At 71.9% G+C, this 17,897-nt stretch carries 15 protein-coding genes, 1 tRNA gene and 1 pseudogene (1 of these 17 only partly in view); 13 read left to right on the plus strand and 4 right to left on the minus strand.

What is annotated here, in order from left to right; genetic code table 11:
- The 7 genes and pseudogenes from galU to ADK54_RS33770 all read left to right on the plus strand — a co-directional run.
- Positions 1-326: pseudogene (gene galU, locus ADK54_RS33740) on the plus strand (UTP--glucose-1-phosphate uridylyltransferase GalU) (it extends 569 nt beyond the left edge of the window).
- Positions 327-332: 6 nt separating this feature from the next.
- Positions 333-1,634, plus strand: coding sequence for a gephyrin-like molybdotransferase Glp (glp, locus tag ADK54_RS33745; RefSeq protein ID WP_053729597.1), 1,302 nt, complete (start codon positions 333-335; stop codon positions 1,632-1,634).
- A gap of 59 nt (positions 1,635-1,693) precedes the next feature.
- Positions 1,694-2,191, plus strand: coding sequence for a cyclic pyranopterin monophosphate synthase MoaC (gene moaC / locus ADK54_RS33750; protein ID WP_053729598.1), 498 nt, complete (start codon positions 1,694-1,696; stop codon positions 2,189-2,191).
- On the plus strand, positions 2,188-2,796 hold the full coding sequence (locus ADK54_RS33755) for a MogA/MoaB family molybdenum cofactor biosynthesis protein (RefSeq protein ID WP_078966826.1): 609 nt from the start codon (positions 2,188-2,190) through the stop codon (positions 2,794-2,796). Before moaC ends, ADK54_RS33755 begins: the two co-directional genes overlap by 4 nt.
- Positions 2,793-3,437, plus strand: a complete 645-nt coding sequence (locus tag ADK54_RS33760) for a GNAT family N-acetyltransferase (RefSeq protein WP_053729600.1) — start codon at positions 2,793-2,795, stop codon at positions 3,435-3,437. Before ADK54_RS33755 ends, ADK54_RS33760 begins: the two co-directional genes overlap by 4 nt.
- 152 nt (positions 3,438-3,589) lie before the next feature.
- Positions 3,590-4,687, plus strand: coding sequence for a gephyrin-like molybdotransferase receptor GlpR (glpR, locus tag ADK54_RS33765; protein WP_053729601.1), 1,098 nt, complete (start codon positions 3,590-3,592; stop codon positions 4,685-4,687).
- Positions 4,688-4,762: 75 nt separating this feature from the next.
- Positions 4,763-4,836: transfer RNA gene (locus ADK54_RS33770), tRNA-Ala, on the plus strand.
- A gap of 89 nt (positions 4,837-4,925) precedes the next feature.
- Here ADK54_RS33770 and ADK54_RS33775 read toward each other — a convergent pair.
- Positions 4,926-5,411, minus strand: a complete 486-nt coding sequence (locus ADK54_RS33775; RefSeq protein ID WP_053729602.1) for a GNAT family N-acetyltransferase — start codon at positions 5,409-5,411, stop codon at positions 4,926-4,928.
- 58 nt (positions 5,412-5,469) lie between these two features.
- Here ADK54_RS33775 and ADK54_RS33780 point away from each other — a divergent pair, with 58 nt between their 5' ends.
- Positions 5,470-6,273 carry an exodeoxyribonuclease III gene (locus tag ADK54_RS33780; protein ID WP_053729603.1) on the plus strand — a complete coding sequence of 268 codons (804 nt, stop codon included), beginning with the start codon at positions 5,470-5,472 and terminating at the stop codon, positions 6,271-6,273.
- Positions 6,274-6,310: 37 nt separating this feature from the next.
- Here the strand turns inward: ADK54_RS33780 and ADK54_RS33785 are convergent, their stop codons facing one another.
- Positions 6,311-6,931 carry a MerR family transcriptional regulator gene (locus tag ADK54_RS33785; protein ID WP_053729641.1) on the minus strand — a complete coding sequence of 207 codons (621 nt, stop codon included), beginning with the start codon at positions 6,929-6,931 and terminating at the stop codon, positions 6,311-6,313.
- A gap of 234 nt (positions 6,932-7,165) precedes the next feature.
- On the opposite strand from ADK54_RS33785, the gene ADK54_RS33790 reads away from it, so the two are divergent.
- From ADK54_RS33790 to ADK54_RS33800, 3 genes are read left to right on the plus strand one after another with little or no spacing between them, the layout of a single operon-like run.
- Complete coding sequence (locus tag ADK54_RS33790; RefSeq protein WP_053729604.1) at positions 7,166-8,683, plus strand: flavin-containing monooxygenase; 1,518 nt, start codon at positions 7,166-7,168, stop codon at positions 8,681-8,683.
- Positions 8,680-9,615, plus strand: coding sequence for an alpha/beta fold hydrolase (locus ADK54_RS33795; RefSeq protein WP_053729605.1), 936 nt, complete (start codon positions 8,680-8,682; stop codon positions 9,613-9,615). The genes ADK54_RS33790 and ADK54_RS33795 overlap by 4 nt, the downstream gene beginning before the upstream one ends.
- Positions 9,612-10,508, plus strand: a complete 897-nt coding sequence (locus tag ADK54_RS33800; protein WP_053729606.1) for an SDR family oxidoreductase — start codon at positions 9,612-9,614, stop codon at positions 10,506-10,508. Before ADK54_RS33795 ends, ADK54_RS33800 begins: the two co-directional genes overlap by 4 nt.
- 249 nt (positions 10,509-10,757) lie before the next feature.
- Here the strand turns inward: ADK54_RS33800 and ADK54_RS33805 are convergent, their stop codons facing one another.
- Positions 10,758-14,048: a S41 family peptidase gene (locus tag ADK54_RS33805; RefSeq protein ID WP_053729607.1), complete on the minus strand. Its 3,291-nt coding sequence runs from the start codon at positions 14,046-14,048 to the stop codon at positions 10,758-10,760.
- Between the two features lie 190 nt (positions 14,049-14,238).
- Between ADK54_RS33805 and ADK54_RS33810 the strand changes: the two genes are divergently transcribed.
- Together ADK54_RS33810 and ADK54_RS33815 are read left to right on the plus strand one after the other, a co-directional pair.
- The gene (locus ADK54_RS33810) at positions 14,239-14,814 is read left to right on the plus strand and encodes a TetR/AcrR family transcriptional regulator (protein WP_053729608.1); all 576 of its coding nucleotides are present in this window, start codon (positions 14,239-14,241) and stop codon (positions 14,812-14,814) included.
- A 110-nt stretch (positions 14,815-14,924) separates the two neighbouring features.
- Entirely contained in the window at positions 14,925-17,162 is a 2,238-nt protein-coding gene (locus ADK54_RS33815) for an MMPL family transporter (RefSeq protein WP_053729609.1), read from the plus strand.
- A gap of 171 nt (positions 17,163-17,333) precedes the next feature.
- Here ADK54_RS33815 and ADK54_RS33820 read toward each other — a convergent pair whose 3' ends face one another.
- Complete coding sequence (locus tag ADK54_RS33820; RefSeq protein ID WP_053729610.1) at positions 17,334-17,738, minus strand: SsgA family sporulation/cell division regulator; 405 nt, start codon at positions 17,736-17,738, stop codon at positions 17,334-17,336.
- Between the last annotated feature and the right edge of the window lie 159 nt (positions 17,739-17,897).

The following is a 17,897-nucleotide window of genomic DNA, read 5'->3' on the forward strand; positions in this document are numbered from 1 at the left end:
TGGTCGAGAAGCCGGAGGCGGCCGAGGCGCCCTCCAACCTCGCCGTCATCGGCCGCTACGTCCTGGACCCGGCCGTCTTCGACGTGCTGCGCACCACCGAGCCGGGCCGCGGCGGCGAGATCCAGCTCACCGACGCCCTCCAGCAGCTGGCCGCCGACGAGTCGATCGGCGGCCCCGTGCACGGCGTCGTCTTCAAGGGCCGTCGCTATGACACCGGCGATCGCGGAGACTATCTGCGAGCCATTGTCAGACTGGCGTGCGAACGTGAAGACCTGGGCCCGGACTTCAAGGCCTGGCTTCGCCGGTACGTCACCGAGGAGATGTAGGCACCCGTGAGCAACACGATCTGGTCGGTGGACGAGCACCTGGACGACATCCTCGCCGCGGTCAGGCCGCTCGAACCGATCGAGCTGCAACTGCCCGACGCCCAGGGCTGCGTCCTGGTCGAGGACGTCACGGTGTCCGTCGCCCTGCCGCCCTTCGACAACAGCTCGATGGACGGGTACGCGGTGCGGGTCGCCGATGTCGCGGGCGCCAGCGGGGAGTTCCCCGCGGTGCTCACCGTCATCGGCGACGTCGCGGCGGGCAGTGGTGAACTGCCCACCGTGGGCCCCGGCCAGGCCGCCCGGATCATGACCGGCGCCCCGCTGCCGCCCGGCGCCGAGGCCGTCGTCCCCGTCGAGTGGACCGACGGCGGGACCGGCCGGGGAGCCGCCACCACCATGCGCCCCGCGGGAGACGCCCCCGAAGGGGCCAGCGGCGAAGTGCGGGTGAACCGCCCGGCCGAGGCCCGCGCCCACGTCCGCGCGCGCGGCAGCGACGTCCAGGTGGGCGACCTCGCCCTGACGGCCGGCACCGTGCTCGGCCCGCCCCAGATCGGCCTGCTCGCAGCCATCGGCCGAGGCACGGTCACCGTACGGCCGCGCCCGCGCGTGGTCGTGCTCTCCACCGGCAGTGAACTGGTGCAGCCCGGCGAGGAGTTGGGCGCGGGCCAGATCTACGACTCCAACAGCTTCGCGCTGGCGGCCGCCGCCCGGGACGCGGGCGCCATCTCCTACCGGGTCGGCGCGGTCACCGACGACGCGGCCGTCCTGCGCGACACCATCGAGGACCAGCTGATCCGCGCCGACCTCCTGGTCACCACCGGCGGGGTCAGCGTCGGCGCGTACGACGTCGTCAAGGAGGCGCTGTCCTCCGTGGGAGACGAGGACGAGCCGGGCAGCGGCATCGACTTCCGCAAGCTGAAGATGCAGCCCGGCAAGCCCCAGGGCTTCGGCTCCATCGGCCCCGACCACACCCCGCTGCTCGCCCTGCCCGGCAACCCGGTGTCCTCGTACGTCTCCTTCGAGCTGTTCGTACGCCCCGCGATCCGCACCCTGATGGGCCTCCACGACGTCCACCGGCCGACCGCGCGCGCCGTCCTGAAGGCCGACAAGGCACTGTCCTCGCCCGCGGACCGGCGCCAGTTCCTGCGCGGCACCTACGACGCCGAGGCGGGCACCGTCCGCCCGGTCGGCGGCTCCGGATCGCATCTGATCGCGGCGCTCGCGCAGGCCGACTGCCTGATCGTGCTGCCCGAGGACACCACGTCGGCGGAGCCCGACAGCGAGGTGGACGTGGTCCTGCTCGGCTGAGTGTCAGTCGGTGGGGGTACGGTGTCTGCCCACAGAAGCCGTACCGGGAGCGCCACCGAATGAGTACGACGCAAGGCAGGCTCACGCACATCGACGAGGCGGGGGCGGCCCGCATGGTCGACGTCTCCGAGAAGGACGTCACCGCACGCACCGCCCGCGCGAGCGGCCGCGTGCTCGTCTCGCCGCGTGTCGTGGAGCTCCTGCGCGGCGAGGGCGTCCCCAAGGGCGACGCCCTGGCCACCGCACGCATCGCCGGGATCATGGGCGCCAAGCGCACCCCCGACCTCATCCCGCTGTGTCACCCCCTCGCGGTCTCGGGCGTGAAGCTCGACCTGTCGGTGGCCGACGACGCGGTGGAGATCCTCGCGACGGTGAAGACCACGGACCGCACCGGCGTCGAGATGGAAGCGCTGACCGCGGTTTCGGTGGCCGCGCTCACCGTCGTCGACATGGTCAAGGCGGTCGACAAGGCCGCCGTGATCACCGACATCCGGGTCGAGGAGAAGACCGGCGGCAAGTCCGGCGACTGGAACCGGCCCGAGGCGGCCGGAGCATGACGCCCCCTCAGCCCCCTCAGCCCGCTACGACCCCGCCGAGGCCCGGCCCGCAGGCCGCGGTGCCCTTCCCCCCGGGCGGCGAAGGGCTCGGCGAGGCGCTTCGGGCTCCGTACGCGGCCCTCGTCGTCACCGCCTCCAACCGGGCGGCCGCCGGGGTGTACGCGGATACAGGCGGCCCGCTGCTCGCCGGGGGCCTCGCCGCGATCGGCTTCGCCGTGGACGGCCCGCTCGTGGTGCCCGACGGCGACCCGGTCGAGCAGGCGCTGCGCGCGGGAGCGGCCGCCGGGTACGACGTGATCGTCACGACCGGCGGCACCGGCGTTTCGCCCACCGACCGCACCCCCGACGCCACCCGCCGGGTCATCGACTACGACGTGCCCGGCATCCCCGAGGCCATCCGCGCCGAGGGCCTGGCCAAGGTCCCCACCGCAGCCCTCTCGCGAGGCCTGGCCGGAGTGGCCGGCGGGCGCACCCTGATCGTCAACCTGCCGGGCTCCACCGGCGGCGTACGCGACGGACTCGCCGTCCTGGAGCGGATCCTGCGGCACGCCGTGGACCAGATCCGCGGCGGCGACCACCCGAGACCCGCGGGGAGCCCGAGCTGAACGTTCCTTCCTGGCCGGTCGAGCTCGCGGAGGGCGATGTGGTCCTCCGCCCCATAAAGCTGCGCGACCAACGGGCCTGGCGCGAGGTCAACCGGCGCAACCGCGACTGGCTGCGGCCCTGGGAGGCGACGATCCCGCCGCCCGCGGCCGGCGTGCCCTTCGCCCAGCGCCCCACCTACCGCCAGATGGTCCGCCACCTGCGCGCCGAGGCCAACGCGGGCCGCATGCTGCCGTTCGTCATCGAGTACCAGGGCCGCCTGGTGGGCCAGTTGACGGTCGCCGGGATCACCTGGGGCTCGATGTGCTCGGGCCACGTCGGGTACTGGGTGGACCGTGACGTGGCGGGCCGGGGCGTGATGCCGACGGCCGTCGCGCTCGTCACCGACCACTGCTTCCGCACGGTCGGGCTGCACCGCATGGAGGTCTGCATTCGCCCCGAGAACGCGCCGAGCCGCCGGGTGGTGGAAAAGCTCGGTTTCCGCGAGGAGGGGCTGCGCCCGCGCTATCTGCACATCGACGGCGCGTGGCGCGATCACCTGGTGTACGCGCTCACCGCGGAGGAAGTCCCCGACGGGCTCCTCGCCCGGTGGCGGCGGGCCCGCGAGTCGCAGCACGGGAACACGGGAAACACCGGGAAATGAAATAAACGTTCGAATTCGATCGGGATCTGATCCCTCTCTCCCGTCGAACGATCCGAGAAATCACAAAAAAAGCCGGTGATATCAGCCAGATCGTGCGACACACCGGCTCAATTGGCGTATCCCCGCGCGCCCGTCCCTCTACGGTGTGGTGTGTGAGCAGCAGCGGCCTCATTTACGCAGTCATCGTCGGGGCCTGGGCCGCCTACTTGGTGCCGATGTGGCTCCGCAGGCAGGACGAGCTCAACGAGGCCCGTCCGACGGAACGCTTCAGCACCGCCATCCGGCTGCTGTCCGGACGGTCGGCCATGGAGCGCCGGTACGCCAAGGAGCTGAGTCAGCGGGCAACCGACGAGGCAGCGCCCGAGGCGCCCCCCGCGACCCCTCCGGACGCCCTGACGGAACCCCTCGCCACCCCGGGGGAGTCCACCGGCGCCCGGGAATTCGGCGTGCCCCCGGCCCGCGCGGCCCGGCCCGAGCGGCAGGAGCGGCGCGAGCGGCCGGAACCCCCGGAGCCGCGGCGTGCGCGTCCCGCGAACTTCACCTCGGCGGAGCGGGCCCGGCGCGCCCAGCGCAGCGCGGTGCTCGCCCGACGCCGGCGCACCACCGTCGTCCTCTTCCTCGCGTTCACGCTGGGCGCGGTCGTCGCGGCGGTCGGCGGACTCGGCTTCCTGTGGGCACCGGCCGCGCCGGCCGCCCTGCTGAGCGCGTACATCGTGCACCTGCGGATCCAGGAGCGGCGGCGCTTCGCCTTCACCATGGACCGCCGCCGCGCCGAGGCCGCCGCCCAGCGGCTGCGCGAGAGCCGGCCGCGCGCCAGGGCCACGGCGCCGGGCGCCGAGGCCGACGACGACGCGGAGTCCCACCAGCCGGCCCCCGTGCCCGAGCCCGCGCCCGCCCCGGCCCTCTCCCCGCAGGAGGCCGGCCGGCGCGCCCTGGTCGAGCAGACCGACCACCAGGAGTGGGTCGACCAACAGCGCGAGCGCGGCCCCGAACGCGGCGCCAGCTGGGACCCGGTCCCGGTCCCGCTGCCCACCTACGTCACCGCGCCGGTCGCCCCGCGCGCCACCGGCAGCATCGACCTGGGCGCCCCCGACACGTGGTCCTCGGCCCGCTCCTCGACCGCCGATCCCACCCCGGCGCCGCCCGCCGCCGACCCGCCCCCGAGGCAGCGCACGGGCCCAAGTCGCCACCGCACCCCGCTCTTCGACCAGTACGCGGACGACGACCGCCCCCGCGCCGCCAACGAATGACCCCGCTCTCGCTGACCAGCGGGGAACGGATTTCCAAGCACTCCCATCCGGGTGCTAAGGTTTCACTCGTTGCAAGGGCCTGTGGCGCAGTCCGGTAGCGCACCTCGTTCGCATCGAGGGGGTCAGGGGTTCGAATCCCCTCAGGTCCACAACAACAGCGAGATCCCGTCCGATCATCACGATCGGGCGGGATCTCGTCGTTTCCGGGGGTGGCTGAGCAGAGCCTCCGGGTCAGGGGTCAGGCACCCGTGAGCGGCTTCGCGAAGCAGCGGCTCGTGTCGTACGTGCGGTAGTGGCCGAACTTTTCGCAGGGTTCGTAGCCCGTCGAGGCGTACAGGGTGATCGCCTCGGGTTGCTTTATGCCGGTCTCCAGGACCATGCGGGTGCGGCCGGCCGCGCGGGCGTCGGCCTCCAGAGCGGCGAGTATGCGGCGGGCCAGGCCCAGGCCCCGGGCCTCGGGGACGACGTACATGCGCTTCAGCTCGGCGTCGCCGTCGCGGTAGTTCTCCTCGTTGGCCTCCTGGCTGCGCCAGCCGCCGGTGGCCACCGGGCGCCCCTCGGCGTCGTACGCGATCAGGTACAGGCCGCGCGGGGGCAGGAACATCGCGGCGTCCAGGGGTGTGACGTCGCCCTCGTCCCCGTACCGCTCGGCGTATTCGAGCTGGACCTGGTCGTTGAGCTTCACGGCGTCGGGGTGGTCGTAGCCGAGCTGGTGGATATTCATGCGCTATAGCGTACTTCTATGCGAAGGTCGGACCGTGCCGGGTGGGTAGGGTGCCGGGATGCTCACTGTTACCTCTGTGAATGTAAACGGGCTGCGGGCCGCCGCCAAGAAGGGCTTCGTGGAGTGGCTCGGGGGAACCGGGGCCGACGTGATCTGCCTGCAGGAAGTGCGGGCCGAGCCCCACCAGCTGCCCGCCGAGGCCGGCGCGCCCGAGGGCTGGTTCGCCGCGCACGCGCCGGCCGCCGCCAAGGGCCGGGCCGGTGTGTCCCTGCTCACCCGGCGCGAGCCGGACCGGGTGCGGACCGGGTTCGGGAGCGCGGAGTTCGACGGCAGCGGGCGCTACATCGAGGCGGACCTGCCCGGCGTGACCGTCGCTTCGCTGTACCTGCCCTCCGGCGAGGTCGGCACCGAGCGGCAGGACGAGAAGATCCGCTTCATGGCGGAGTTCCTGGAGTACCTCAAGGACCTGAAGGCGCGGGCCGCCGCCGACGGGCGCGAGGTCGTGGTCTGCGGCGACTGGAACATCGCCCACCAGGAGGCCGACCTCAAGAACTGGAAGGGCAACAAGAAGAACTCCGGCTTCCTGCCCGAGGAGCGGGAGTGGATGACGCGGGTCTTCGACGCGGCGGACGGCGGCTACGTCGACGTGATGCGCGCCCTGCACCCGGACGTCGAGGGCCCGTACTCGTGGTGGTCCTACCGCGGCCGCGCCTTCGACAACGACACGGGCTGGCGGATCGACTACCAGGTCACGACCCCCGGCCTCGCCGAGCGCGCCGTGAAGGGCTTCGTCGAGCGGGCCGCGACGCACGGGGAGCGGTGGAGCGATCATGCGCCCGTGACGGTGGCTTACGACCTGTAGGGCCCGGCGTCCAGGGGGGTTGGGATGTCCGGTCCCCTCAGGGCTCCCGCGAAAGCCGCCGGTCCAGGGCCAGGGACAGCTCCGCGTCCACCACCGCCTTGGCCAGGGGGCGCAGGCGTTTGGCGTCTTCCGGGGCCGCGTGGGTGTGCAGGAGGTCGGTGAACAGGGCGGCCAGGGCGTCGGCGTGGTCGCGGACTTCGCGGCCGGCCGCCAGGACCGCCGCCAGCGGGACGCCCTCGCGGACCAGGGAGGCCGAGACGTCCAGGAGGCGGCGGCTGATGTGGACGATCTCCTCGCCCGAGACGGCCAGGTAGCCCAGGTCCAGCGCGGCCGCCAGGTTCTCGGGGGTGACCTCGCCCGCGAAGTGGTCGGCCAGCGCCTGAGGGGTCAGGCGCACCGGGGTCTCCTCGGTCGGCTCCACCAGGCCCAGCGCCTCGCCCGCGTTCCGGCCCGACTCGAAGGCCGAGGTCAGGTCCGCGATGCCGGACAGGGTGTGGCCTCGCTCCAGGAGTGCGGAGATCGTGCGCAGGCGGGCCAGGTGGTGGTCGTCGTACCAGGCGATGCGGCCCTCCCGGCGCGGCGGCGGGATCAGGCCGCGCTCGCGGTAGAAGCGCAGGGTGCGTTCGGTGATGCCGGCCTTCTGGGCCAGCTCCGCCATGCGGTACTCGCGGGTGCCGTCGGTCGGCTCACCCCGCCCCGACGCCCTGCCGCCGCCGACGCCCTCACTTGCCTGGTCTTCTGCCACCACGTCAGCCTATGCGGTGACCAGCGCCCCGCACCGACGAGTTGTACCGGCGGTAACTTTCCCCGCCCGTACCCCTACCGCTCGGTATGCGACTGCTCTACCCTCCCAACAGTGCCAGTGATTACTGGCGGAATTGGAGGCGGTGGCATGGGCCAGCACGAGCGCGAGCATGTGCGTGTGGCGGTGATCGGGTCGGGGTTCGGCGGGCTCGGGGCGGCGGTTCGGCTGCGGCGCGAGGGGATCACCGACTTCGTCGTCCTGGAGCGGGCCGGTTCCGTCGGCGGCACCTGGCGCGACAACAGCTACCCGGGGTGCGCCTGCGACGTGCCCTCGCACCTCTACTCCTTCTCCTTCGCGCCCAACCCCGACTGGCCCCGCACCTTCTCCGGGCAGGAGCACATCCGCGCCTATCTGGAGCACGTCGCCGACGTCTTCCGGCTGCGGCCCCACATCCGTCTCGATCACGAAGTCACCATGATGCGGTGGGACGCGCAGGAGTTGTGGTGGGAGATCGAGGTGGCCAATGGGGTCACGCTCACCGCTGACGTCGTCGTCTCCGCCACCGGGCCGCTCTCCGATCCCAAGACGCCGGAGATTCCGGGGCTCTCCACCTTCCCCGGCAAGGTGTTCCACTCCGCCCGCTGGGACCACGACTACGACCTGCGCGGCAAGCGGGTCGCCATGGTCGGCACGGGGGCCTCGGCGATTCAGATCGTGCCGTCCATCCAGCCCGACGTCGCCCGGCTCACGCTCTTCCAGCGCACGCCGCCCTGGGTGATGCCGCGGATGGACCGTGAAATCACGGGAGTCGAGCGCTGGCTGCACCGTCAGCTGCCGTTCACCGGGGCCGCCCGGCGTGGACTCCTGTGGGGCATACGGGAGTTGCAGGTCAGCGCGTTCACCAAGAGGCCCGACGAACTCGGCCTCATCGAGTCGCTCGCCAAGTCCAACATGGCCCGCGCCATCAAGGACCCTGCCACCCGGGCCAAGCTGACCCCGGACTATCGCATCGGCTGCAAGCGGATCCTGCTCTCCAGCTCGTACTATCCGGCGCTCGCCGAGCCCAATGTCGACCTCGTCGCCTCCGGGCTCGCCGAGGTGCGCGGGTCCACCGTCGTCGCCGCCGACGGCACCGGGGCCGAGGTCGACGCGATCATCTTCGGCACCGGGTTCCACGTCACCGACATGCCGATCGCCGACCGTGTCGTCGGCGCCGAGGGGCACACGCTCGCCGAGTCGTGGAAGGACGGCATGCAGTCGCTGCGCGGGGCGACCGCCGCCGGGTTCCCCAACTGGATGACCATCATCGGGCCCAACACCGGCCTCGGGAACTCCTCCATGATTTTGATGATCGAGTCCCAGCTCAACTACATGGCCGACTACCTGCGGCAGCTGAACGTGCTCGGCGGCCGCGTCGCGCTCGCCGCCCGGCCGTCCGCCGTCGGCGCCTGGAACCGGCGGGTGCAGGAACGCATGAAGCGGACCGTGTGGAACACCGGCGGCTGCACCAGCTGGTACCTCGACGCGGCCGGCCGCAACACCACCGTCTGGCCGGGCACCACCGGCGAGTTCCGCCGCGCGACCCGTGAGGTGGACCTGGGGGAGTACGAGGTCGTACGCGCCCCGGTGCGGGAGTCCGCGGAAGCTCCGGCGGTGTCCGCGTGAGCCGGGTCGGGGCCGTGCGGGCCGGGGTGTACGCGCCCCCCGTCGCCGAGCGCGAGCTCACCGCCCGCTCCGCCGACGGCACCCCGCTGCACGTCGAGGTGCACGGGCCCGCGGACGCGCCCGCCGTCGTCCTCGCGCACGGCTGGACCTGCTCGACCGCGTTCTGGGCGGCGCAGATCCGGGCGCTGTCCGGCGAGTGCCGGGTCATCGCGTACGACCAGCGCGGGCACGGGCGTACGCCCGCCGGCTCCTCCTGCACCACCGAGGCGCTCGCCGACGATCTCGAAGCGGTGCTCGCCGCGACGCTCGCGCCGGGTGAACGGGCCGTGCTCGCCGGGCACTCCATGGGCGGCATGACCCTCATGGCGGCCGCCGGACGGGCCGGCCTTCGCGAGCACGCGGCGGCGGTCCTGCTGTGCAGCACGGGCGCCTCGCGCCTCGTGGCCGAGTCGCGGGTGGTGCCGATGCGGGCGGGGAGGATACGTACCGGGCTCACCCGGCGCGTCCTTGGCTCGGGGGCGCCGCTCGGGCCGGTCACTCCGCTCGCCAAGAAGGTCCTGCGGTACGCGACGATGGGGCCCGGGGCCGCGCCCGACAAGGTCGAGGCGTGCGCCCGCATCGTGCACGCCTGCCCGCGCGATGTGCGCCAGAACTGGTCCCACGTGCTGGCCGAGCTCGAACTCGGTCTGCTCGTACGGGAGTTGATGGTGCCCACCGCTGTCGTGGCCGGCCGCGTGGACCGGCTCACGCCGCCCGTGCACGCGGAGCGGATCGCGGCCGGGCTGCCCGACTGCCGCTCGCTCGACGTCCTCACCGGCGTCGGGCACATGACGCCCGTCGAGGCGCCCGAGTTCATCACCGAGAAGATCCGCGCACTGGTGGCCGCGCATCTCGTGGCCCCCGCCGCCGACGCCGAGGAGCGTGCCGTATGAGCAGGGTCAGTCTGCAAGGGCAGGTCGCGGTCGTCACCGGAGCCGCGCGCGGCGTCGGCGAACTCCTCGCGCGCAAGCTGTCGGCGCGCGGCGCCAAGGTCGCGCTCGTCGGGCTCGAACCCGACGAGCTGAAGCGGGTAGCGGCGCGGCTGCACACCGAGGCCGAGTCCTGGTACGCGGACGTCACCGACCACGCGGCGATGGCGCGGGTCGCGGGTGAGGTCAAGGAGCGGTTCGGGAAGGTCGACATCGTCGTCGCCAACGCGGGGGTCGCCTCCGGGGGCCCGTTCGTCGACTCCGACCCGGACGCGTGGCGCCGCGTCATCGAGGTCAACCTCATCGGCGGGGCCGTGACGGCTCGCGCCTTCCTGCCCGTACTGATGGAGTCGCGCGGGTACTTCCTCCAGATCGCCTCCCTCGCGGCGATCACCCCGGCGCCGATGATGACGGCGTACTGCGCCTCCAAGTCCGGGGTCGAGGCGTTCGCGCACAGCCTGCGGGCGGAGGTGGGCTACAAGGGGGTGCGGGTCGGGGTCGGGTATCTGTCGTGGACGGATACGGACATGGTGCGGGGCGCCGACCAGGACGAGGTGATGCGGGAGCTGCGGTCCCGGCTGCCGTGGCCTTCGAACCGGACGTATCCGCTGGGGCCCGCCGTCGATCGCATCGTCGCGGGGATCGAGCGGCGGTCCTCGCACGTGTACGCGCAGTGGTGGTTGCGGGGGATGCAGTCCGTGCGGGGGTATTTGCCGGGGGTGATCGGGGCGGTGGGGGCTCGGGAGATGCGGCGCTTCGAGCCGCGGCTCAAGGGGGTTGGGCGGGGGCTGGTCGGCGCGGGCGGGGCGGCGGACGAGGAGGCCCGGGGGACTCTCCCCACCCCGCCCCTTCCCTAGACCCTCCGGGGGGTGTGGATGGGCTGAACTTGTCTCCTGGGGCTCCGCCCCAGACCCCGTTCGCGCCTCAAGGGCGCTCGTCCTCAATCTCCCCCAAGGCCTCAAGGGCCAGGGGGGACCCCCATGACGGGCTGAAGATGCCGGTGCCGGCCAGCAATGAGGCTGCTAGGGGCGCGGGGAACTGCGCAACCCCGCACCCCCGGTCCGCAGGCCGAGAACGCTGCGGGGTTGGGGCACCCCGTGGCACCCTCAGCCCCCCACCCCCCGCGGTGGCAGCTTGGGGCGCTGGAGGTTCGGCGTTGTCGCATAGCCCGGTGGTGCCGACGCCGGGTGGAGGGTCAGGAGGTCCAGGGCCAGGCGGACCGCGTCGTCCAGTTGGGCGTGGCGGCCCTCCGCCCAGTCCAGGGGGGTGCGCAGGATCTCCAGGTCCGGTTCCACCCCGTGGTTCTCCACGGACCACCCGTACTCGTCGAACCACGCCGCGTTCATCGGCACCGTGATGACCGTTCCGTCACCCAGGGTGTGACGGCCCGTCATGCCGACCACCCCGCCCCAGGTGCGCTGGCCCACCACCGGGCCGAGCTTGAGGAGGCGGAACGCCGCCGTGATCATGTCGCCGTCCGAGGACGTGGCCTCGTCGGCCAGCGCGACCACCGGGCCCCGCGGCGCGTTCGACGCGTACGACACCGCCTGGGCGTTCCTCGTCAGGTCCCAGCCCAGGATTCTGCGGGTCAGTTTCTCCACCACCAGTTCGCTGATGTGGCCTCCCGCGTTTCCCCGTACGTCCACGATCAGGGCCGGGCGGCTCACCTCCAGGCGCAGGTCCCGGTTGAACTGGGCCCAGCCCGAGCCGCCCATGTCGGGGATGTGCAGGTAGCCGCACTTGCCGCCGCTCAGCTCCCGTACCACCTCGCGGCGTTTGGCCACCCAGTCCTGGTAGCGCAGGGGGCGTTCGTCGACCAGGGGGACCACGGCCACTCTGCGTGATCTTCCCTCGCCCTCGGCAGGTTGGAAGGTCAGCTCCACCGTCGTGCCGCCCGCGCCCGCCAGCAGGGGGTACGGGCCCGCGACCGGGTCGACCGGGCGGCCGTCCACGTGGGTCAGGACCGCGCCTTCACGGATGCCCGCGCCCGCCAGGGGGGAACGTGCCTTGGAGTCGGACGAGTCACCCGGCAGGATGCGCCGGATCTGCCAACTCCCGTCCCTGCATACCAGGTTGGCTCCGAGGAGGCCTTGCGCGCGCTGGTAGTGCGGGGGGCCTTCGTTGCGGCGGGCGGCGGTGACGTACGCGTGTGAGGTGCCCAGTTCGCCGAGGACTTCGCGCAGCAGGTCCGCGAACTCGTCCGGGGAGGCCACGCGTTCCACCAGCGGGCGGTACTGGTCCAGGATCGCCGACCAGTCGATGCCGCACATCTTCGGCTCCCAGAAGTAGGAGCGGATGATGCGGCCCGCCTCGTCGTAGGCCTGGCGCCATTCCAGGGCCGGGTCGACGTCGTGCAGGATGCGGCGCAGGTCCAGGTAGACCGTGGAGTCGTTGTCGCCGGGTTCGGTGGCCGGGACCGCTCGCAGTTCGCCCTCGTCCACCACGACGAGTCGGCTGGCGTCGCCGCTGACCGCGAAGTAGTCGAGGTGGTCGACCAGTTCGGTCTTGCGGGCCTTGGAGATGTTGAAGTGTTCCAGGGTGGGGCGGCCCGAGGTGTCGGCCGGGTTGGCGAAGGTCTCGCCGAGCGCGCCCGAGATGGGCCAGCGCAGCCAGACCAGGCCGCCGCCCGATACCGGGTAGAGGGCCGAGTATTTGGAGGCGGAGACCGGGAACGGGGTGACTCGGCTCTCCAAGCCCTCCACCTCCACCGTCACCGTGCCGTCGCCCGAGTCGTCGAGCGGGTCCATGCCCCCCGCCGCGGGCCGCCCGTCCGGCGAGAGCGCGAACGGCGAGGGCGTCGCCGAGGACAGCGGCACCAGGTAGGGGCGGCAGCCGAGCGGGAAGGACAGGTCGCCGGTGTGGACGTCGTACACCGGGTCGAAGCCGCGCCACGACAGGAACGCCAGGTAGCGGCCGTCGCTGGTGAACACCGGGTTCTCGTCCTCGAAGCGGCCGTTGGTGACGTCCACGACGGTGCGGGCGCCGGGTCCCGAGATGCGGGCCATCTTGATCTGGCGCAGCGAGCGGCCGATCCCCGGGTGCGACCAGGTCACCCAGGCCCCGTCGGGCGAGAAGGCGAGGTCGCGGACCGGGCCGTTGACGGAGCGGATGAGCTCGGTGACCTCTCCTCCCCCAGACTCCGTCCGGGAAGTGCCCCCAGACTCCTCCGTGACGTCGATGAGCAGCAGGCGGCCGTCGTTCGCGGCGATCGCCAGGCGTTCGCCGTCCGGGTCGGACACCATCTCCTGCACCCGGCCGAGCTCGCCGGCCGCGAGGCGGCGCGGCTCGCGCTCGCCGCTGGCGCGCGGCAGGAAGGCGATCTCGACGGCGTCCTCGCCGTCCGCGTCGGTGATGTAGGCGACCTGGCCGCCGCTGCCCAGCATCACGGGCAGCCGGACCCGTACGCCCGGGGTGTCGGCGATGGTGCGGGCCGGGCCGTCGCGGTGGGTGAGCCAGTACAGGCTGCCGCGCACCACGATGGCGCTGGCCCGGCCCGTGGTGTCGACGGACAGCGCGTCCACGTGGTTGGCGGCCGGCACCTGGTAGCTGCGCCGCCCGGCGCGGGGCCCGCCGAGCCGTACGTCCAGCTTGCGCGGCACCGAGTCGGGGGTGAGGTCGTCCACGATCCACAGGTCGCCCGCGCACTGGTAGACGACCCGGCGGCCGTCGCTGGAGGCGTGCCGGGCGTAGAAGGCGTCGTGGTCGGTGTGCCGGGTCAGGTCGCTGCCGTCGGGGAGGCAGGAGTACAGGTTGCCGACGCCCTCGTGGTCGGAGAGGAAGGCGATGCGGCCCTCGACGAACATCGGCGAGTCGAGGTGGCCGCCGATGTCGGGGAGCAGCCGTCTGCCGTGCAGCCACAGGCGGCCGGTGGCGCCGCCGCGGTAGCGCTTCCAGGCGGCCGGCTCGTGCGGCGGCTTTCCGGTGAGCAGCAGGGTGCGGCGTTCGCCGTCGACGTCGGTGACGGCGATGTCGGAGACCGGGCCCCAGGGGAGCTTTCCGCCGGGGGAGCCGTCGGTGGGCACGCTGTAGGCCCAGGAGAAGTACGAGAACGGCTGGCTGTGGGAGGACACCGCGAGGATGTCGCCGTCGGGCGTCCAGCCGCACACCCGGGTGTCGGAGGACCCCCAGTACCCGATCCGGCGGGCCGGGCCGCCGGTCACCGGGGCCAGATGGATCTCCGGGTCGAGGCTGCGCCAGGTCGTGTACGCGATCTGGCTGCCGTCGGGCGAGAAGCGGGGGTGGCCGACCTTGGTGCGGTCGACGGTGACCCGCCAGGCGCGGGACGGGCTGTGCCCGGCAGGCACGAGGGGGGCGACCCACAGGTCGTCCTCGGCGGCGAAGCACAGCAAGTCGTCGTGCAGATGCGGGAACCGGAGGTACGCGGCGTCGTCACTCACCCCCCAATGCTTTCCGCGCGAGGTGCCCGCGGCAACTCGTAGGAGCGCTTTATTCCGTTCCGACACCTGTGGTCGACGACACAAGCGAAACGGTTCCGTTTCGCTTCGGGGCGGGGTTACCTTCGTACGGTACGCACAGTTCGTACGCGAAGTTCGTACGTGCAATACGTGCAAGGAGAGGAGGTCGATCATGGCGGGCAGGCTCACCCCGGAACGCGAGGCAGAGCTCTACGAGGCCGTGCTCGACCTGCTGCGCGAGGTCGGTTACGACGCCCTCACCATGGACGCCGTCGCCACCCGCACCCGCTCCAGCAAGGCCACCCTCTACCGCCAGTGGGGGAGCAAGCCGAAGCTGGTCGCGCGCGCTCTGCGGCACAACAAGCCGGTCAGTCTCGCCGAGATCGACACCGGGTCGCTGCGCGGCGACTTCCGCGAGCTGGTCTCCCGCGAGGACGACTGCAAGATGGAGAAGGACTCCGCGCTGATGCGGGGTCTGACGCGGGCCGTCCACGACAACCCCGATCTCCACCAGGCACTGCGGGAACTGCTCATCGAGCCGGAGATCACCGGTCTCGACGCGGTGCTGCGACGCGCCGTGGACCGCGGTGAGGTCCGCGGGGACAACCCCGCGTTGTCCTATGTTGTACACATGTTGGTCGGCGCGTTCGTCGCCCGGCAGCTCATCGAGGACCGCCCGGTCGACCGGGCCTTCCTCGGCCATTACATCGACGCCGTGGTCCTCCCCGCCCTCGGTGACCCCAGCTAGACCACCCTCCCCACGCACCACCCGCCCCACCTGACGCACGCCGCTCTCGTCGTCGGGCTGGTTCCCCATGCCCTGCTGGTTCCATACGACTTGACCGGGAGTACGCCCTCGTGGCCACGTTCCTCTATCGCCTAGGCAGGTTCGCCTTCCGGCGCCGCCGCTACGTCGCCCTGGTGTGGGTGGCGCTGCTCGCCCTCGCCGGGTTCGGCGCCGCCTCAGCCGCCACCGCCACCTCCTCCTCGTTCTCGATCCCGGGCACCGAGGCGCAGCGCGCGTTCGACCTGCTCAAGGAGCGGAACCCGAACGCGAGCGCCGACGGTGCCACCGCCCGGATCGTCTTCAAGGCGCCCGAAGGCCAGAAGATGGCCGACCAGGCCAACAAGGCCGCGGTCGAGAAGACGATCGCGGGCCTGAAGGCCGGCTCGGACCAGGTCGCCGCGGTGACCGATCCGTTCAAGGCCAACGCCGTCTCCAAGAACGGCCAGGGCCCGATCGCGTACGTCCAGGTGTCGTACAAGGCCAACGCGATGCAGCTCACCGACGACACCCGTGACGCGCTCAAGAAGAGTGGCGACGAGGCGAAGAAGGCCGGGCTCACCGTCGAGATCGGCGGTGACGCGCTGCAGGCCATGCCGGAGCAGGGGGCCGGCGAGATCATCGGCGTGATCATCGCGGGCGTCGTCCTGGTGATCACCTTCGGGTCGCTGGTGGCGGCCGGGCTCCCGCTGCTCACCGCGCTCATCGGCGTCGGCATCGGCATCTCCACGATCACCGCGCTCGCCAACGTACTCGACCTCGGCACCACCACCGGCACCCTCGCGATGATGATCGGGCTCGCGGTCGGCATCGACTACGCGCTGTTCATCGTCTCCCGCTACCGGGCCGAGCTGGCCGAGGGCAGGGAGCGCGAGGAGGCCGCCGGACGGGCCGTCGGAACGGCCGGCTCCGCCGTGGTGTTCGCCGGTCTGACCGTGGTGATCGCACTGGTCGGCCTCGCCGTGGTCAACATTCCGATGCTCACCAAGATGGGCGCGGCCGCGGCCGGCACGGTCGTCATCGCCGTCCTCATCGCGCTCACCCTGATCCCCGCGCTGCTCGGCTTCGCCGGCAAGCGCGTGCTCGGCCGCAAGGCCCGCAAGGCACATGAGCAGGGCGAGAAGACCGCCTCGGGCAAGCCCAACATGGGCACCCGCTGGGCGAGCTTCGTGCTGCGCAAGCCGGTGTGGGTGCTGCTCGTCGGCGTGCTCGGCCTCGGCGCGATAGCGCTGCCGGCGAGCTCGCTGCAGATGGGCCTGCCGGACGACGGCTCGCAGCCGACCTCCACCACGCAGCGCCGCGCCTACGACACCCTTTCCGAGGGCTTCGGGCCCGGCTTCAACGGGCCGCTCATGGTCGTCGTCGACGGCAAGGACAGCACGAACCCGCAGGCCGCCGCCAACAAGACGGTCGACGCGATCAAGAAGCTGCCGGACGCGGGCCCGGTGCTCCCGCCCCTGTTCAACAAGGACCACGGCAACAACACGGCGACCATCACGGTCATACCGAAGTCCAAGCCGTCCTCCACCCAGACCGAGGACCTGGTCCACTCGATCCGGGACACCAACGAGTCGATCAAGGCCGAGACCGGGGCGAAGCTCCTGGTCACCGGCTCGACCGCGATGAACATCGACTTCTCGCAGAAGATGAACGACGCCCTGCTGCCCTACCTGGCACTCGTCGTCGGGCTCGCCTTCCTGCTCCTGATGGTGGTCTTCCGTTCGGTCCTGGTCCCGCTGAAGGCGGCCCTCGGCTTCCTGCTCTCGGTGGTCGCCGCCCTCGGCGCGGTCGTCGCGGTCTTCCAGTGGGGCTGGCTCGGCTCGCTGTTCGGCGTGCAGCAGACCGGCCCGATCATGTCCATGATGCCGATCTTCATGGTGGGCGTGGTCTTCGGTCTCGCGATGGACTACGAGGTCTTCCTGGTCACGCGGATGCGCGAGGCGTACGTCCACGGCGAGCGGCCCGGCCAGGCGATCGTCACCGGGTTCAAGCACGGCGCCCGGGTGGTCACCGCAGCCGCGGTGATCATGATCGCGGTGTTCTCCGGCTTCATCGGCTCCAGCGAGCAAATGATCAAGATGATCGGCTTCGGCCTCGCGATAGCGGTCTTCTTCGACGCGTTCATCGTCCGCATGGCGATCGTGCCCGCGGTGCTCGCGCTGCTCGGCGCGAAGGCCTGGTGGCTGCCGCGCTGGCTGGACCGGGTGCTGCCGAACGTCGACGTCGAGGGCGAGGGCCTGCGCAAGCAGGAGGCCGCCGAACTCGACAGCGACGGCGACCCCGACGGACGTCGCGAGCTGGCGCGGGTCTGACCCCCGCCTCCTGAACGCCGGGACCCTTCGAACCGAGCGGCCGTGGGTCCCGGCCGACGTCGGCGGCCTGTGGGGACGGGACCGCCGGCGCCCCTCGGCCCCTCGTGCGTACCGCGCACGGGGGGCCTCCGCATGTCGTAAGACATGTTGTACGGAATGGCGTACGGAAGCTCAGCGGTGGCGGCCCGCCGCGGACGGGGCCGCCCGCGCGTCGGTGGCGTAGGTGTGGCGCAGGAAGCGGACCAGCGGCGAGCTGTCGAACTGGACCACCGCGACCCCGTCCGGCGAGTGGAATTCGAGGACCGTCTGGGCGCGGCCGCACGGCCACACTTCCACGTCGCCCCGGCGGGCGGGCGCGCGCAGCCCCGATTCGAGCAGGTCGCGCGGGAAGATCCATTCGTTGCCGCCAGGGAAGGCGAAGCAGACCGTGCCGGGGGCGTCGGCGGGGTCATAGCGCAGCTTCACCGGGACGGGGTTGGTGAGCGGGGCGTCCGTGACGATGCGGGCCCGGGCGTGATCCTCGACGGAGCGGCTGTCGGCGTGTTCCTCGGCGTGTTCCTCGACTGCGGGGGACATCGGTCGCTCCTCACGCTGGGTGCTGAATGAAATCCGGTTCGTGCTAGTTGGTATCAAATGTCCCATATTTTTCGGGTAAACCCCCAGCGAGTCGGCTTGTCACTTGGTACTCAGCCGCTCTTGCGAAGGGTTCGCAACAGGGCACTATCATCAAACGGT

This window comes from Streptomyces sp. WM6378, assembly GCF_001279695.1.
GTDB lineage: Bacteria > Actinomycetota > Actinomycetes > Streptomycetales > Streptomycetaceae > Streptomyces.